Source organism: Candidatus Enterococcus avicola, assembly GCF_047470845.1.
Classification (GTDB): domain Bacteria; phylum Bacillota; class Bacilli; order Lactobacillales; family Enterococcaceae; genus Enterococcus_D; species Enterococcus_D casseliflavus.
On sequence record NZ_JBLGTY010000029.1, the window covers coordinates 13,108 to 29,318 of the forward strand.

The 16,211-nt window shown below is 40.5% G+C and carries 22 protein-coding genes; 3 read left to right on the top strand and 19 right to left on the bottom strand.

Annotation, left to right across the window (positions count from 1 at the left end):
• Nucleotides 1–229 precede the first annotated feature (229 nt).
• On the top strand, nucleotides 230–565 hold the full coding sequence (locus tag ACI3E5_RS16015) for an antibiotic biosynthesis monooxygenase family protein (RefSeq protein ID WP_081116493.1): 336 nt from the start codon (nucleotides 230–232) through the stop codon (nucleotides 563–565).
• 74 nt (nucleotides 566–639) lie between these two features.
• Here the strand turns inward: ACI3E5_RS16015 and ACI3E5_RS16020 are convergent, their stop codons facing one another.
• The 12 genes from ACI3E5_RS16020 to ACI3E5_RS16075 all read right to left on the bottom strand — a co-directional run bounded on the left by ACI3E5_RS16020 (nucleotide 640) and on the right by ACI3E5_RS16075 (nucleotide 9,682).
• Nucleotides 640–1,413: a hypothetical protein gene (locus ACI3E5_RS16020; protein WP_325845686.1), complete on the bottom strand. Its 774-nt coding sequence runs from the start codon at nucleotides 1,411–1,413 to the stop codon at nucleotides 640–642.
• Nucleotides 1,414–1,571: 158 nt separating this feature from the next.
• Nucleotides 1,572–1,739, bottom strand: a complete 168-nt coding sequence (locus ACI3E5_RS16025) for a hypothetical protein (RefSeq protein ID WP_325845687.1) — start codon at nucleotides 1,737–1,739, stop codon at nucleotides 1,572–1,574.
• 178 nt (nucleotides 1,740–1,917) lie between these two features.
• Nucleotides 1,918–2,379, bottom strand: coding sequence for a free L-methionine (R)-S-oxide reductase MsrC (locus tag ACI3E5_RS16030; RefSeq protein ID WP_074536031.1), 462 nt, complete (start codon nucleotides 2,377–2,379; stop codon nucleotides 1,918–1,920).
• 179 nt (nucleotides 2,380–2,558) lie between these two features.
• Nucleotides 2,559–3,206: an NAD(P)H-binding protein gene (locus ACI3E5_RS16035; RefSeq protein ID WP_325845688.1), complete on the bottom strand. Its 648-nt coding sequence runs from the start codon at nucleotides 3,204–3,206 to the stop codon at nucleotides 2,559–2,561.
• A 138-nt stretch (nucleotides 3,207–3,344) separates the two neighbouring features.
• Nucleotides 3,345–3,770, bottom strand: coding sequence for an Rrf2 family transcriptional regulator (locus ACI3E5_RS16040; protein ID WP_010749722.1), 426 nt, complete (start codon nucleotides 3,768–3,770; stop codon nucleotides 3,345–3,347).
• A gap of 191 nt (nucleotides 3,771–3,961) precedes the next feature.
• Complete coding sequence (locus ACI3E5_RS16045) at nucleotides 3,962–4,366, bottom strand: VOC family protein (RefSeq protein WP_325845690.1); 405 nt, start codon at nucleotides 4,364–4,366, stop codon at nucleotides 3,962–3,964.
• A 236-nt stretch (nucleotides 4,367–4,602) separates the two neighbouring features.
• Entirely contained in the window at nucleotides 4,603–4,953 is a 351-nt protein-coding gene (locus ACI3E5_RS16050; protein WP_015510125.1) for a PTS glucitol/sorbitol transporter subunit IIA, read from the bottom strand.
• Nucleotides 4,954–5,100: 147 nt separating this feature from the next.
• Nucleotides 5,101–6,045, bottom strand: coding sequence for a sugar-binding transcriptional regulator (locus ACI3E5_RS16055; protein WP_325845691.1), 945 nt, complete (start codon nucleotides 6,043–6,045; stop codon nucleotides 5,101–5,103).
• Nucleotides 6,046–6,281: 236 nt separating this feature from the next.
• Nucleotides 6,282–7,307 (bottom strand): PTS glucitol/sorbitol transporter subunit IIB, encoded by a 1,026-nt coding sequence (gene srlE, locus ACI3E5_RS16060; RefSeq protein WP_325845693.1) that lies wholly within the window; start codon nucleotides 7,305–7,307, stop codon nucleotides 6,282–6,284.
• Between the two features lie 34 nt (nucleotides 7,308–7,341).
• Nucleotides 7,342–7,881, bottom strand: a complete 540-nt coding sequence (gene srlA / locus ACI3E5_RS16065) for a PTS glucitol/sorbitol transporter subunit IIC (protein ID WP_005237225.1) — start codon at nucleotides 7,879–7,881, stop codon at nucleotides 7,342–7,344.
• Between the two features lie 32 nt (nucleotides 7,882–7,913).
• On the bottom strand, nucleotides 7,914–8,282 hold the full coding sequence (locus ACI3E5_RS16070; protein ID WP_325845694.1) for a transcriptional regulator GutM: 369 nt from the start codon (nucleotides 8,280–8,282) through the stop codon (nucleotides 7,914–7,916).
• A 155-nt stretch (nucleotides 8,283–8,437) separates the two neighbouring features.
• Nucleotides 8,438–9,682: an NAD(P)H-dependent oxidoreductase gene (locus ACI3E5_RS16075; RefSeq protein ID WP_498822101.1), complete on the bottom strand. Its 1,245-nt coding sequence runs from the start codon at nucleotides 9,680–9,682 to the stop codon at nucleotides 8,438–8,440.
• 591 nt (nucleotides 9,683–10,273) lie between these two features.
• Here ACI3E5_RS16075 and ACI3E5_RS16080 point away from each other — a divergent pair.
• Nucleotides 10,274–11,326: a zinc-binding dehydrogenase gene (locus ACI3E5_RS16080; RefSeq protein ID WP_015510131.1), complete on the top strand. Its 1,053-nt coding sequence runs from the start codon at nucleotides 10,274–10,276 to the stop codon at nucleotides 11,324–11,326.
• Between the two features lie 229 nt (nucleotides 11,327–11,555).
• Here ACI3E5_RS16080 and rplS read toward each other — a convergent pair whose 3' ends face one another.
• From rplS to rpsP, 7 genes are all read right to left on the bottom strand, one after another.
• Entirely contained in the window at nucleotides 11,556–11,903 is a 348-nt protein-coding gene (gene rplS, locus ACI3E5_RS16085) for a 50S ribosomal protein L19 (protein ID WP_002357176.1), read from the bottom strand.
• Nucleotides 11,904–12,069: 166 nt separating this feature from the next.
• Complete coding sequence (gene trmD, locus ACI3E5_RS16090) at nucleotides 12,070–12,816, bottom strand: tRNA (guanosine(37)-N1)-methyltransferase TrmD (protein ID WP_115232613.1); 747 nt, start codon at nucleotides 12,814–12,816, stop codon at nucleotides 12,070–12,072.
• Nucleotides 12,806–13,330: a ribosome maturation factor RimM gene (gene rimM, locus ACI3E5_RS16095; protein ID WP_010749728.1), complete on the bottom strand. Its 525-nt coding sequence runs from the start codon at nucleotides 13,328–13,330 to the stop codon at nucleotides 12,806–12,808. Before rimM ends, trmD begins: the two co-directional genes overlap by 11 nt.
• Nucleotides 13,331–13,485: 155 nt before the next feature.
• The gene (locus ACI3E5_RS16100) at nucleotides 13,486–14,310 is read right to left on the bottom strand and encodes a hypothetical protein (RefSeq protein WP_325845699.1); all 825 of its coding nucleotides are present in this window, start codon (nucleotides 14,308–14,310) and stop codon (nucleotides 13,486–13,488) included.
• Between the two features lie 87 nt (nucleotides 14,311–14,397).
• A complete protein-coding gene (locus ACI3E5_RS16105) occupies nucleotides 14,398–14,655 on the bottom strand; it encodes a hypothetical protein (RefSeq protein ID WP_005228919.1) in 258 nt (85 codons plus the stop codon).
• Nucleotides 14,656–14,768: 113 nt separating this feature from the next.
• Entirely contained in the window at nucleotides 14,769–15,014 is a 246-nt protein-coding gene (locus ACI3E5_RS16110) for a KH domain-containing protein (RefSeq protein WP_005228918.1), read from the bottom strand.
• Between the two features lie 11 nt (nucleotides 15,015–15,025).
• Nucleotides 15,026–15,301: a 30S ribosomal protein S16 gene (gene rpsP, locus ACI3E5_RS16115; protein ID WP_005228917.1), complete on the bottom strand. Its 276-nt coding sequence runs from the start codon at nucleotides 15,299–15,301 to the stop codon at nucleotides 15,026–15,028.
• Between the two features lie 254 nt (nucleotides 15,302–15,555).
• On the opposite strand from rpsP, the gene ACI3E5_RS16120 reads away from it, so the two are divergent.
• The gene (locus tag ACI3E5_RS16120) at nucleotides 15,556–16,107 is read left to right on the top strand and encodes an NADPH-dependent FMN reductase (protein WP_005228916.1); all 552 of its coding nucleotides are present in this window, start codon (nucleotides 15,556–15,558) and stop codon (nucleotides 16,105–16,107) included.
• Nucleotides 16,108–16,211 lie beyond the last annotated feature (104 nt).

Sequence of the window (16,211 nt, forward strand, 5' to 3'; positions counted from 1 at the left end):
TTGCACGTGAGAAAAGAAAGACTTCCCCAAGTATCCATTTTCTCCAATACTCTTCGGAGTCTTCAGTACGTATATTAATTATACGTACTTTTTTCATTTGTTCAAGGCTTTTGAAAGATTTAATCAAAAAGTGAAAATCGATAAAAAAGTAAAAATTCCCACGCTAATTGACAATGATTCTCAATTAGCGCTATACTAAATGAAATCACTCACAGCAAGGAGGAATTTCATGTATATCCGTACCGTCGCATTTGAAGTAATTCCTGAAGGTAAAGAACGATTTCTAGCTAAAATGAAAAAAGATACCGCCTCAATGAAAACATTCGCTGGCTGTCAGTCTGCTGAAGCTTGGTTTTCAGAATCAAAAGACCGCCTCGTTTTCCAGTTGGTGTCAAAATGGACTGAGAAAAAAGCATTTCAAGCTTGGTTAAAACGCCCCGAACATCTGCAAAAGCACCGAGATGCGTATCGAGCAGAAAAGGAAGGAACTGCAAAACCGAGCCTTGTTTTGTCCAAAACAGGTCAAGAATTTGTCTTGATCGATGAAGAGCCTACTCCTAGTTAAACGATACGAGCGATCCACCAAAGCTGATTCCGTTCGCTTTGGTGGATCGCTTTCTTGTTCAGTATCTCTCTTTTCTATTCCACCGTTCGCTCGTTCAGGGTTCTTCCTTGCTGATCTTTTAATTGAAGCCAGCCATTGGTCCCCCCATAGTAAAGAAACATGCCGACCTCATTGACACTTTTTAATACGACGTCTTCAATCGTTCGTCCCTCTTTGATCGCTGATTGATTCTCTTGCCGTATCTTTTCTGCTAATCGAGCTGAAAAGCCCACCGAGCCGTCTTTGTTCAAAGGAACCTCTTGACACAAGGTAGCGCCTTTTTCAATTCGAACCTCGTTGCGTTTCTGCCAATAGACCGTTGCTTTACTTCCTTGATAATCCACCATAAAGGGTTCATCTTGTAATTCTTTTGACCATTTATGACGAGGCTTGCCCCCTTTTTTCACCGCTTTCGTTTCCTTTTTACTGGTGGATACATACCCCAGAAAATCGATCAAGCAATCAAATGGTTCCGCACAAACAGCGACCCCTTGTTGCAGTTCCTGTGGAATCACGATAGGTGCGTTGGAAGCATTGGACAAATGATATTTCTCTTGGTAATAGGCTGCTAAGTATGGCGCCATGATCTCCCAAGGTGGTGTAAGGATCATTAAGCGATCATATTCTTGCTTGTCATCAAATGATTTCTCATCTGCTACTGATAGTAATTGGCCTTCTTTTATGGCTAAGAGGACAGTATTGTCTTTTGTTTCAATAAGTTTTCCTTTAACAATTTGCAGTTGCCCTGCTTCCTTCGGCAATTCAAAAAGCATCTGTTTGTCATCAATGACCGTTTTTTCTAATTCCATTTCGCTCCCTGCTTTCTGCTAGTTTCTCGCCCATTATAGCATGTATTTTTCTACGCAGCGGTGTCCAAGAATCAAAAAAAGAGGCTGCTTCCAAGAAACAGCCCCTTTGTTAAGGGAATTGGTTTACGTGCATGGCTTCGTTTGATTGGGATTAACCCTTAGCTAGAAAAGCATTCAACCAATGCTGGTTGATAGATCTCGTTGTATTTTGCCACAACTCGTCCACAACGTTCCATTTTTCTGACCACTTCTCCGATAACGCGGCTTTCTAAGCCAACTGGTTTACATTCATATGCTTTACCTAATACAATTGTTTCTGCTTCCATAATGCGCTCCTTACTACTCGTTTCTCTAATTATATTATCATTTTATCATCTAATTCTAATAAAATAAAGCGATATGCATGTCTATTTAAAACAAAAATGAAAAAAGTGCCCATTATTCAATGAACACTTGCTTTGTAAACGTTATATTGTTTTTTGCTAATTATTAAGAAATGACGATTTATTTACGACTCGCTACTAGGATCGCCGCAAATTCTTCAAGATATTTCTGATCGATCGCATCATAGCTGTTCGTTTTGCCACTATCGATATCCAACACACCAATCAATTGATCATCAGCTATCATAGGAACAACGATTTCAGACATAGCTGCCGAGTCACAAGAGATATAGTTCTCATGTTCTTTGACATTTGGGACGATCAATGTCGTTTGTTTTGCGGCTGACTCCCCACAAACCCCTTTGCCCATAGTGATTCTGGTGCAAGATACTCTTCCTTGGAACGGGCCTAAGATCAGTTCGCCTTCTTCAAACAAATAGTAGCCGGCAAACACCGTATCTTCCAATGTTTCATTTAATAAAGCAGAAGAGTTTGCTAGATTAGCGATCCAATTACTCTCTGCTTCTAATAATCCTTTTAATTGCAGAAGCATCAATTCATACGCTTCGATTTTTTTATTCATTTTCTCACCTCTGTCCTTGATTATAAGCAAAGACAGAGGATTTGTCTTGTCTAAATTACTGAGTATGGGAAACAATAATGTGAAAAAAGAACTGTTGCCTAAAATAGCCTATCCATCCACTCGTACCAATAGTCAACGCTACTCACGGCATTTCCTTCTCAGTCGTCTTTGAAAACTTACTAGGCATCAATCACAGTAAAGCGGGTGTTTTCATGTTGTACTGTTTCGATCTCATCGATAATTGCCTTAGCTAAGGTACCGCTAGATGTCACCGATTCCTTTTGTTCGTTGAATAGTAAGTGATCTTTCCCTAAAATCGCTCGTTTAGCTGGTCCTTCTTGAAAGACATTCCCAGGAGAAATCCCCACCCAAGGGACATTTTTGACTGTTTCTAAAAAGAGATATTCGTCTAGCTGATTTTCTGGAATCGCAATCCAACTTTCGCTTCCTGGTGCTTTTTTCAACTCAGAGAGATTACGTTCCCCCGCTTCATTGAATAAACTGCCGGCTCCTAAGATGAAGAACAAGCGAGTGTTTTTTTCTCGAAACAGGTGCACTAATTTTGCTGCCAGATCCACATGCAAGTAAGCTTTGTCAGGACTTGTCGCAAACGCGTCAACAAGCACATCAAAGTCACTGAGCTCTTCTTCTGTGAGAGAAAAAGCATCCTTTGTAAGTGTTTTGACCGTCTCACCAAGTTGTTCTTTGGCCTTCGCTTCATTTCTCACGATAGCAGTCACTTCGTGTCCTCTCTGTACTGCTTCTTGATAAATTGCTGAACCTGCATTCCCTGTTGCGCCAATAATACCGATTTTCATAATGATCATCCTTCCTACTTTTGTTTTTTTTCAAAATCAGTTGTTACTAATTAAGTTACAACTAGAGTATAAAAGAAACTTTCTTCCCTGTCAAGAATTTGCCTAGCAGGTGAAAGTTCTTTTTTTACAGCCTTCCATGTGACTCTTTTAATGATTGGCTTCTACTTGAATGCCGTCAATGATGGATTGTAGCGAGATAGCGCTCATTTCCTGCTCAATTTTCTTTTGCAGCACATCGTAAGTTTCCTCTAATACCGTTTGGATATTCCCCCCAATCAAGCAATTGGGATTGGTCTTTTTGTCCGCATGTAAAAGATGCTGATCTTTTTCAACACTCGCATAGATGTCCAACAAAGAAATCTCATTTGGTTCCTTCGTTAGTTTAGGGTTTGGTTTTCCTCTTTGGCTTTCGATCAATCCTGCAATACGCAGATCACTCATAATCCGGCGAACATAGGCAGGATTCGTTTCAACACTCTGGGCGATCCGATCACTGGATAGATCAGTTCCTTTAAAGAGGTGGATGTAAGCGAGGATGTGAATGGCGTCGCTGTATTTCGTTGAATATTTCACTTCGTCTCCACTCCTTTTTCTTGTATCATACCTCTTTTTTCAGATTTAGACAAAGGGTACTGACCAATCTTACAAAACTCGAGGATCCCGTCAAGAAAAAGCAGCCCTCAAAAAGTTAGCACAAAAGCCTAACTTCTTGAGGGAACTGCCTACTGAACCATTTTTTCCTTTTTATTTAAACGAGCACTTTGCTAATAGCCTTTCATCCAAGTAGACTCAATCTGATTGCCGTCAGGATCAACGATTTCATAGCCGACCATCATGTCCTCTGGAATCCCCATATCAACTTGGAACGACTGTCCACCATTTTCTTCAGCGATTTTCGCAAAATTCTTTGCTTCTTCGGGTGTGTCAAAACTAAACGCGATCAATGCGCCACTCGTCTTCTTTGTATCTGCAATACTTCTACCATTTAGAAATTGTTGGTAAAACGCATGTTCTAACAGCATTAACCAAATCGATTCACTCCAAACCATTCCACTGCTGGTCTCGTTTGAGAACTCTTCATTTTTTACAAACCCCAGCGCTTCATAAAAGGATGTTGCACGTTTGATATCAGTGACAGGCAAGTTAATAAACACCATTTTGTTCGCCATTTTCTTGCTTCCTTTCTTTGGTAGGCTGCACTGCTGAATCCGTTCTCATTATAGCATTGGTCGATTGAATAAGAGAAACAATTGGCTTCTAGCGAATAAATGACTGATTTATTCTTTTCAAATCATTTTTGTGAAAAAACCTTTACTAAGATCGATAGCAATCACTCCTAATATAGGTCATTGTGGCTATGGCCGATTCATTCCAACTAAATCTCCGATCATTGAGGAAGCAATATTTAGAAAGTGATTGCTTGTCCAACGTGTAAATCAGGCCACTCATTTGGCGAGACGATAATCGCTCCTGGAAGAACTTCATTTTCTCCCTCACGGAAATAGATGGAGATATGCCCCAATTCAGTGAAATTCGCATTTGCTGCCGATCCAACTTCTTGGATCTCATATTCTTTTTCTCCAATACGAAATTTCCCACCAACTTGAATCACATCTTCTGTTGGATCCTCATGCGTATGGATGACCGAAATCGCTCTCAATTCTGGTGTTGCTTTTGGTCCAAAAAGGATCAATAAACTTTCTTCTTTAAATGCTTCCACTAATTCTCCGATTTCTGTGACTGTCGTTTTGTACATCGAACATCCTCCTAGAATTCTTTTCAATTAAATAAATAACGCTTACAATTGGACTGTAAGAAACAGTGCTCTTGAAAGACTACCTGCTTCTATTTTGTTTATTGGTTCTGATCGTTGCAACGCTTTGTGAGCCCTAATAACTTACACTTACGCTTCATGCAACAATTCATTTGCAACTTCATCTGTTGTAACAAGGACATTGATCAGCTGATGCTCTAGTGCAATTTTTATCGGTAAAACTTTTTTTGCTCCATAAGCAATCCCGATGACCGTGGGTATTTTTTTAATATCTTTTAAGTTCACACCGATCACACTCTTATTCAACTGACAATCAACTTCATTCCCTGTTTCATCGAAAAATCGAGAATTTATGTCTCCCTTGATTCCTTTTTCTTTAAGGCTTTTCATATCGGAATCATCAATATAACCGATTTCTGCCATTGTACTTTCCTCGAAAGGACTTGCTACCCCGACTAAAGCAATGTCGACTTCACGTGCTTCTGCTATGACACTACGAATGGTTGAGTTTTCGGTCAAGTCCTTTTTAATTTGTGGGTTTGAAACTAACGCTGGAGCATACAAATACTTCGCTCGTCCTCGCATTTTTCTTGCCAGATCATACGATAATTGGTTGGAGTGGATATCTACATGATCATCCCCCATCCCACCAATCAAGGGGTATACGGTGATCTCAGATTGATTGGCAAAAGGATAGTTATCAACTAAATTGCGGAGGGATTTCCCCCAAGACATCCCGATTTTAGCAGCTTTTTTTGATACCTTTTGTAGATACAAAGCACCTTGTCGTCCGACCATTTTGTCCACTTCATGATTTGCCAGATCCATCGTATCCACGACAACTGCACTTTTCAACTGGTATTTTTGTTCCAATTTTCGCTCTAGTGTTGCTGAATAAACACTTTTGCTATTAATAAAAATCTCTACTAAGCCAGCTTCCTTCGCATCAATTAAATTTTTAGAAACCAAAGAACGAGAAACACCAATGATTTTCGCAATCTCCGCTTGGGTTTTTCCTTCTTCATAGTACATCGATGCAATTTTAACTAGCTCTTTTTCATCTGTGCGATCCATCACGCATCTCTCCCTAAACCCTTTTATTAAAATATACCACACCTATTGTCAAATGACACAGCCAATTCGCGATTTTCTAGAAATATGTTGGCTGATGTCTGCGGATGGATGTTGTTTTCTCCCATGATCTCTTGGAAGAACTAGGCAATGCTCTTCCACAAACGTTTTGTTTCTGTTGCAAATGAGTAGAAATTTTTTTCATTTAGAAAAGTATGATTTTCTCTGCTTTTTTCTCATTAGTACATCCCGATGCTAAAGACCCAAGCAATCAATACTGCAAGCACACCTGTAATGACCCGGCTATACAAGATCGCTGGGACTCCGACTTGCACGGTTTCAGGTTTTGCTTCGCCAAGGGATAGACCAACCGGAATAAAATCACAACCTGCTTGAGCATTGATAGCAAAAAGCGCCGGTAACGCATAAGCAACTGGAATGGTGCCTAAGCCAATTTGTGTTCCGATCAAAACACCAACGACTTGCGCAATCACACCACCAGGTCCTAAAATGGGCGATAGAAAAGGCATACTACAAATAAAAGCAATCAAAAGCATACCAATGATCGAATCAGAAAATGGTGCTAAAGCTTGTGCTAGGAGATCACCTACTCCTGTATAATTGATAAATCCGATCAGCATGCTGATAAATGCCATGAAAGGAATAATGTTTTTCAATAGCATATCAACTGCATCGCGTCCTGCTTGGTAAAAAATGCCCATCACTTTGCCTATCCCTCGAGAGAACTTCACGAGAATGCTCTCTTTTTGGGCATTTTGTGCTTGGTGCTGTGCTTTTGCTTGGGCATACTTTTCTTCAAATGACTCTGGGGCATCTGCAGTTTCAATATCCGCCTGTTTCTCTAGCGTTTTTTCTTCTACAGGAACTGCCCCTTTATTTTCACATAACTCGATATCCTCTGGCGTGACACCAGAAACGAAAACATCTTCTGTAATGAACTTAGCTAAAGGGCCAGAAGGCGAAGATGGCAAAACATCAACTGTTGGGATTTTCTTCATTGGATAAACCCCGATACGTGCTGTTCCACCACAATCGATGACTGCTGCCATGATTTCTTCTTCTGAGATCGCATTTGAGAAACCGTCGACGACTTCAGCCCCACTCAGTTCGCCCATCTTTTTCGCAACAGGATGAATTCCTCCTCCAGTCACAGAGATAATCTTGATTTTTTTCCCTTCAGGCTCAATTTCTAATCCTTTTCCCCAGCCGTTGCTGCCTTTTTTTACAAAAATCTTTCTGTACATCGCTTTTCCTCCCATATACTCGATTCAACACACTTTAAATCGTTTCAGTTTTTGTGGCAGATTCTCGCTTCATTAAAAATTTTGTGATTTTCTCCGTAATCACACCTCTAACGAAAACCACGACAATCCCACATAAGAAATAACGAACGGCTAAACTTCCTTGATCATACCCTGCCTTCATGACCCCGTTAGCGATCCCCAAGTATACAAAAAGTTCGCCGGCATTCGCATAAGGAAATAACCCTGTTACAGGATGCAAAAATGAAACTACAGCATCATAAAATGCCGGTTTTTCTTCTTCCTCAACGAATTTTCCGAACGTATATGCCATTGGATTCGTTAATAAAAGGACCGATAAAATCGGCATGACTGTGTACCTTAATACAAGATGTTTCGCACTGGCACGAATTGCTTTATTGACTCGCTTCTCTCCAATAATAGCGATCAAAGAATAGGTAAATGTTAGTAAAACGATCAATAGCGGTATAATACCAGTCATAAAACTCATAAATTGTTCTCCACCGGCTTCAAACAAACCAATAAAGTTTTTACCAAACCATTCAATATATTTCATTATTCATTCCTCCTAAAATCAAGTAATCGGTTTCATTTTTTGTCTAAAAAGGACAAAATCACTTTTTGGTGCAAACACGATTTTTTCGCTTGCCATTCCTTCAATAACTCTTGAGAGGTTTGTTCACCAACTAATGACTCACAAGATGTAAAACGAGAAAAAATCGTCAAGCCAGAATACGTATACGCCTCAATGATCCTTCCCTGTGTATTTGTTACTACGACTAATACCACCGATGAATACCAATTTTTGGCCACTTCTGTATTTAATTGATATCCACTTTTATTTTTATAGCGTTGGACTAATTGTTTCACAAAGCGCTGATAATACCGAATTTGAAACAAACTAAATATTCCTTGTAAAACGACGATAAGTGTTCCTAGCACCACAATTCCTTGCATAAATAACCTCTCCTTTAACTACCACGATTTTTGTAAGTATGTGATATTGATATCTTTTTAGTGTAATTGATTCCTATGTTCGATACAAGCTAACGGTTATTTTATTCCTACTTACCTTATCTGGATCAGCGGTTAAAGGAGAAGCTAACTACTGTTTAATCAAATGTTTCGTCTTGTAATTTGCGTAATTTATATACAGTCGTTGATTCATCTAATTCCACATCATCCACCGTTAAAAAGGCGCCATCTTTGATTGAACGCTTGGCAACTGCGCCAGCAATCAAACCAATCGGAATGTGACTATTTCTTTTCATGTCTTCATGGGTCTCAAGGACACCTCTTACGCAAAAGCCGCCGATTCCATCGATTCGCTCACCCGCTTGGATGGCTTTTTTCGTCACACAAACAGTTTCTGAAACAGGTGCTCCCATAGGTACGATTGCTGTATCTTGCTCTAGTACAGCTCTTGCAATCGTAATTGGTGTTTCTAATGAGCATAGATGAAACGGCCGATAGAGAAGATGATGATCACGCTCGCCTTTTTTCATCAGGTAATCTAATTCATGACTAACGCCTTCGTTTTGCCCTTTCACTATACAAAAGATACCCGGGGCAATTCCGTCAACATATTCCACCACACCAAATTTATTTAATATCCCACCGTTTTCTTTGGTCGTCAGTTGTTCGAGCGTACCATCTAAATCAGCACTGATGCCATGCATGCCAACAACATCAGGGACAAACCCCATTGCATTAGAGAGCAAGTTCATTTCCCCCATCGTCTTTGTTCCATCTTGAAATGACGCTAGAATTTTCGGGCTCATTTTTTGGGCTTTAGCTTTTGCAGCTGCCGTATCTGGATTGGCATGGACCATCAATTGATTATTTTTTCCTTTACCAGCGACTAACACTTCCATCCCCATACTTTTAGCAAATTCATACATCTGCATCGTAGCCGCTGGCTCATCACCATCTGATCCAGTATAAATCAAGTCGGTTGCTCCATATAGCTTATTCATCAGCGGTCCGATCGTAATATCGATTTCAACATTCAAAAGTACAAGATGCTTTTTCGCCATTAGTGATTCAAGAGAAATTTGTGCACCTGCCTCTGGGACACCGGTTGCGTCAACGATTATCTCTACTTTATCGGAATGAATAATATCTTTAAAATCTTGGCTGATCAAAATGTCGATTTTCTCATGGGCTGTCGCATTGTAAGCAGCAGCTGCACGATCGGCAGCTTCTAAATTGATATCGCTTATCCCACTGACGATCATTCCTGGAATCGTTGAAATTTGTGAAATCATACCAAAGCCCATTTGTCCTGCCCCAATCACACCTACCTTGATCGGGTTTCCTTCTTTTTCACGATGTAACAACTTTGTATAAAGCGTCATTGCTTCTTCCTCCTTTTTGTCAAACGACACGGTATTTGTCATTTGCTATTACATCTGTATTTTGCCATCTATTTTGTCATATGTCAACACCATTATCAAATGACATAATAATAGACGTCTCATTTTCCTTTTTTCTTCCTGTCTATTTGCTATCCTTTCTTTATTCAGCCATTCGTTCTTTTCATCCGTAGAATTGACCGAATCGACCATAATTGCTTTTATAGTCATAAAAATTTTCAAAAAAGAATTAATAAATCACCTAAGAATCTGAGCTATAAAAAGCTAGGTTCTCCTCTCAAGAAAAAAGAAGGACTCGAAAATCGTTTATCATTTTCGAGTCCTCCTTTTTTTTGTTCAAATTTCATGGTTCAAGTGCCCTTTAGAGTTAGCCATGCTGCTTCACTGATGATTCAATTGAAGTAACGACAAAAAAGAAGAAATTCTTTCTTAACCTCTGCCATAAATCAGGATGTAACGAATTTGTTGATATAAATTTTAAGAGAACGTCATTTCTTGATGTGTCTTTTTCTTGACCTAAAGTTAACTTCAGCATTTATACTAACAATACTAACTTAAGAAAGAAGGATTTATATGAGAGCAGCAATTTTTGAAAAAGCAGGATTAGTTAAAGTGGAAGAAGTAAAAAAGCCAACTTTGCAAGCAGCCGATGATGTTATTATTAAAGTTGTCCGAGCATGTGTTTGCGGTTCTGATCTTTGGTCGTATGCCCATGGCGATAGTAAAGAACCTCATTCAGTTAATGATGGTCATGAGGCATTAGGAATCGTTGAAGAAATCGGTCCAGACATTACGACTGTGAAACCTGGAGATTTTGTCATCGTCCCCTTCACCCATGGTTGTGGTGAATGTGATGCTTGCCGTGCCGGCTTTGATGGCACATGCGACCGTCATCAAGGTACAACGAATTGGTCTAACGGTTTCCAATCTGAGTATATCAACTTCCATTACGGCAACTGGGCCCTTGTAAAAGTTCCAGGTCAGCCAGCTGATTATACGGAAGGTATGATCAAGTCTCTTTTAACTTTGGCAGATGTTATGCCCACAGGATATCATGCGGCACGTTGTGCACATGTAGAAAAAGGGGATAAAGTCGTCGTGATTGGCGATGGTGCCGTAGGACAATGTGCTGTCATCGCGGCAAAAATGCGTGGGGCTTCCCAAATTATTTTAATGAGCCGTCATAAAGATCGACAAGAAATGGCTCTTCAATCAGGTGCTACAGCTGTTGTGGCTGAGCGTGGTGAAGAGGGAATCGCGAAGGTACGCGAGATCCTTGGCGGAGGCGCAGATGCTGCTCTTGAATGTGTTGGTACAGAAGCTGCCATTACACAAGCCCTTGGTGTATTGCATAATGGTGGTCGTGTAGGTTATGTCGGCGTCCCTCACTATGACGATCGACCAATCGGTTCCACTTTTGCTCAAAACATTTCCATTGCGGGAGGATCTGCATCGGTCACAACATATGATAAGGAAATCCTGTTAAAAGCGGTGCTTGATGGTACTATCAATCCAGGCCGCGTTTTCACCCAAACCTATGATTTAGATGATATCAACCAAGCCTATGCCGATATGCAGGAACGAAAAACGATCAAATCTATGGTTGTTGTTTCAAGGGATGAATAGACAAAGCTAATTAAAAAACGCTCGTCCGAACAATGGACAGCCTCTCGATAGACAAAGTACTATAACCAGTACTTTGTCTTTTTATCCATGAAGAAAGAAAACACTGTAACAGCCTACCCTTTTTCCACAATTAATCAATTCTAGAACTTTAAAATGATAGAACATAACGCCGAACAAAAGAAAAAAGCCCTTGAAATCAAGGGCTTTTGCTTCATCTGATAATAAATGATTAACGACGAATTTCTTTGATACGAGCTGCTTTTCCGTGTAATGCACGCAAGTAGTACAATTTTGCACGACGTACTTTACCGTAACGAACAACTTCGATTTGTGCAACACGTGGTGTGTGCAATGGGAAGGTACGTTCAACACCTACACCGTTTGATACTTTACGAACTGTATAAGTTTCGCTGATACCAGCACCGCGGCGTTTGATGACAACACCTTCAAATAACTGGATACGTTCGCGAGTTCCTTCGACAACTTTCGCGTGAACGCGAACAGTGTCCCCAGGACGGAAAGCTGGGATGTCAGTACGTAATTGTTCTTGAGTTAGTTCTTGAATCAATGGATTCATGTTTATCATTCTCCTTATTCCCAAACATTCTTAAAGCATGAAAGCTCCAGCGGAACATCGTAATAGTTGAGTTTACACTCACTGAAATATCTTACCACAGTCGACCATAGGCTGTAAAGAGAATTTTCTTGTCATGGCACAGAATATCAAAAAAACTGGCACTATTTTACTTGCCAGTCTTCGCTTCGTCTTCAATTTCTTTTAAAAGCTTCTGCATTTCAGCGGTCAGCGGATAAGTTTCCAGCATATCTGGACGTCGCTGATACGTTCGGCGCAAGGATTCTTTTAATTGCCACTGCTCGATCAATTTATGATTGCCATTCATCAAAACTTCCGGCACTTTCATGCCTTTGAACTCTGCCGGGCGTGTATATTGCGGATGCTCTAATAAACCAGTGGAATGAGAATCAGTTTGTGCGGAGGTTTGATTGCCCAAAACTTCTGGTAATAGCCTGACCGTCGCATCGATCATGACCATTGCCCCCAATTCGCCGCCAGTCAAGACGTAATCGCCCAGTGACACTTCATCAGTGACCAATGAACGGATTCGTTCATCATAGCCTTCATAGTGACCGCAAATAAAAACAAGGTGCTCTTCGGTAGAGAATTCTTCCGCCATCTTTTGATCAAAGGGTTTTCCCGCTGGGTCTAATAGGATCACCCGCTTTTTCGTTTCTGGTGTCGCTTCTTCGATCGCTTTGATATTGTCATAGACAGGTTGGACTTTTAATAACATTCCTGCTCCGCCACCATAAGGATAGTCATCCACTGTTTGATGTTTGTTGTCAGAATAATCACGGAAATTAGAGACATTGATTTCTAACAATCCCTTTTCCCGTGCTTTACCGATGATCGATTCTCCAAGAGGCCCTTCAAACATTCGTGGAAATAGTGTCAGCACATCAATTCTCATCGTCTAACAACCCTTCTGGGATCTCAACGATGACCTGACCATTTTCAAGATCGATGGTATGAACAACAGATTCGATATAAGGAATCAAGGCATCCTTCTTCCCTTTTCGCTGTACCACCCAAACATCATTGGCGCCTGGTGAAAGGATCTCTTTGACTTTACCAATGACTGTGCCATCTTCTTCGACGACTTCCAGACCAATAATTTCATGGTAGTAAAACTCATTTTCTGCTAGATCCACCAAATCATCCTTGGTAACTTTTAAAATGCCGTTACGAAACGGTTCAACGTCGTTGATGTTGGGATAGCCCTCAAACGTTAACAAATCAAAATTTTTATGTTTGCGATGACCTGAAACAATCAATGGTAATGGCTCTTTATTTTCACGAAAAAGTGTCAATTCAGCCCCTTTACGGTAGCGTTCTTCTGGAAAATCCGTTTGCGATATCACTCGTACTTCTCCACGGATCCCATGTGTATTGACGATTTTCCCTACGTTTAAATATTCTGTCACGTTCGTTCCCCATTTCTTCTAACTTCTGTTCTATTTTAGCATAGCAAAGTAGCGAATTCTAGCCGTTTCCTAGCGCCCCCTGTTTTCCTCAAAATCATCGCACGAAAAACGCCCCTTCGACGCTTGATCAAAGGGGCAATGTCCTAATCTGAAACTTATTGATTCATTGAAACGGCCATTTCCAATGCTGAACGTGCATCTTGATGTTGCACCGTTCGAAGCATCTTTTCTTGTTGCCAGACCACGGTAGTTGCTGTATGGTCATTTTTTCCCATATCGATGGTGATTTGACCGACCTCAGGTGCTGGAAGCATGGCTTCTTCTAGATACGCTACCACTTCTTTGGCAACCGGAACTGGATCTTGTTCCTCTTGGTTGACTGCTCGAACAGTCAATGACCAATTTCCTTCTTGCCAGCTCAAATAACTGGAGCCGGCAGCTCCTTGCATATGCCCAGTAATCCCATATCCGAGATCGACGGCTTGTCCGCCATCATCCGCTGTTACATTGACCGCTGCAGCCGCTTCATCCGCTGATTGATACTCTTTTGATTGAAAAGCAGCAAGCGGTGTTTCTTCGTTCAAAGCCTTGTCATTGAGAGACAATTGCTGATCAAGTCCATAATAAAGAATCGAGGCATCGGATTGACTGCCAGCTGTGGCAGCATTCAACGCTTTACCCGAAGCAAGCGGAACCTCCTTTGGCAAGACAAGATCAGGGAATACCGCTTGTATTTGGCTATAGATGTCTGTGGTGCTACTCGTATTTGAAGAATCCTCAGAAACCGCCTGACTAGTCGATGCAGTTGATTGACTGGTTTCTGACTGACTACTTTTTTGTGTTTGGGTACTTTCCACCATAGTCGTTGCTGTTGTTTCAGCTGTACTGGCTTGACTGGTTTCTTGGTCTTTTTGATTAGTACAGCCAGCCAAGGTTCCGATCGTTAGCAGCGTAACAAATAATCCTAGTTCTTTTTTCATGATGTTCCCCTCCTTATACAAAGGATACCCCTCAATAAAAAAAATGACAAACAAGTCAGATTGTCTGTCATTTTTTTTGTCGATTTTTTAAAGATTAGTGACCCAATTTTGCAGTGATTGGAAGCCGTCCTTGATCCATTGCCAAACTTGATTGGCGATCGTCGATAGGTCGCCCCAACGAAAGTTTTGTGTCCATTGGTTCAATTGCGTCATGATCTCCTCACGATAGACCCAAATTAAAAAGAGCAACAACAAGATCCCTAGCGTTCGCCAAAGAAAAGAACCGATTTTATAAATAAAGACGAGGATCAAAAGAACGACGATCCATGCGATTAGTTGAGACATACAAGCACCTCCTCATTTTTGATTATCTCAAAACCATCCTTTTTTGTCCTCCATCTTAAGCATGAATTTTACAAAAAAAGCATTTCTCTTTGAGAAATGCTTTACACTCTTGCTTATTTACCATCAATGATATTCAAACGAACTTTTTTCGGTCCATTTGTCCGTACACTGTAAACGATCGTTCGAATTGCTTTGGCAACCCGACCTTGTTTACCGATGATACGACCAATATCTTCTGGTGCCACAGTAAGATTATATTCCAAGAAATCATCTGACTCTACCAGCTCAAGCTTGATATCCTCAGGTTTGGTAACAAGTGGTGAAACGATCGTTAAGACTAATTCTTGCAAATCTTTCATCCAAAGTCACCTTATTTCTTAGTGAATTTTGCTTCGTGGTGTTTTTTCATAACGCCTTCTTTAGAAAGGATGTTACGAACTGTATCTGAAGGTTGCGCACCTTTAGATAACCAATCAAGAACTAGATCTTCTTTGATTGTTACTTCAGCTGGGTCTAGTAAAGGATTGTAAGTACCAACTGTTTCGATGAAACGTCCGTCACGAGGAGAACGTGAATCTGCTACGACGATACGGTAAAAAGGTTTCTTTTTAGAACCCATGCGTTTTAAACGAATTTTTACTGCCATTATTTACACCTCCATTGATTTAATCACAAGAGCTAGTTTAACAGGTTTTTCTGATGGTGTAAAGAGTTTTTTCTTTACAGCTGAAAAAAGTTTTTCTTTACTGTTTTTTCGGCATGGTTATCTTTTGCCAGAATGAATCTGGACGCGTATCATGAATATTAGAGAAAGCTTTTTAAGGTCAAATCGTTTTATTTGCACTATCCACTTACTTTTGGTAAGCTAAATGAGTAGAAAACAACAAGGAGGAATTTTACATGACAAAAAAAATCGGTTTTATCGTCGGCAGCTTGCGGGAAGGTTCTTACAATAAACTCGTAGCGAAAAAATTCGCATCACTATTACCAGAAGGTTTTGAAGCATCTTTCATCGAGATCGGCAACTTGCCTTTTTACAATGAAGATTTGGAAGTTGAAGGAAAAGTTCCTGCTGAATGGACAGCATTTCGTGAAGCATTAAGCGCCGTTGATGGTGTCTTCTTCTTTACACCAGAATACAACCGCTCTGTTCCTGCAGCCTTGAAAAATGCTTTAGATGTTGGTTCTCGTCCTTACGGTGCAAGCAGTTGGGGTGGCAAACCAGCCTTAGTCGTCAGCGTTTCTCCAGGAGCGATCGCTGGATTTGGTGCGAACCATCATTTGCGTCAATCATTAGTCTTTTTGGATATGCCTACTCTGCAACAACCAGAAGCCTACATTGGCGGTATCACAAACTTGATCGATGAAAACAATGAGATCAACCCAGATACAGTGAGCTTCTTCGAAACGATCCTTGCAAAATATATTGAATTCTTTCAACGATTCAACTAATGAAGATTCCATAAAAAAGACCAAGAAATGAAGCGACCCCCAAAAGTTAGACCAAAAAATCTAACTTTTGGGGGTCGTTATTTGTATGGCAAAATATCCTTTTG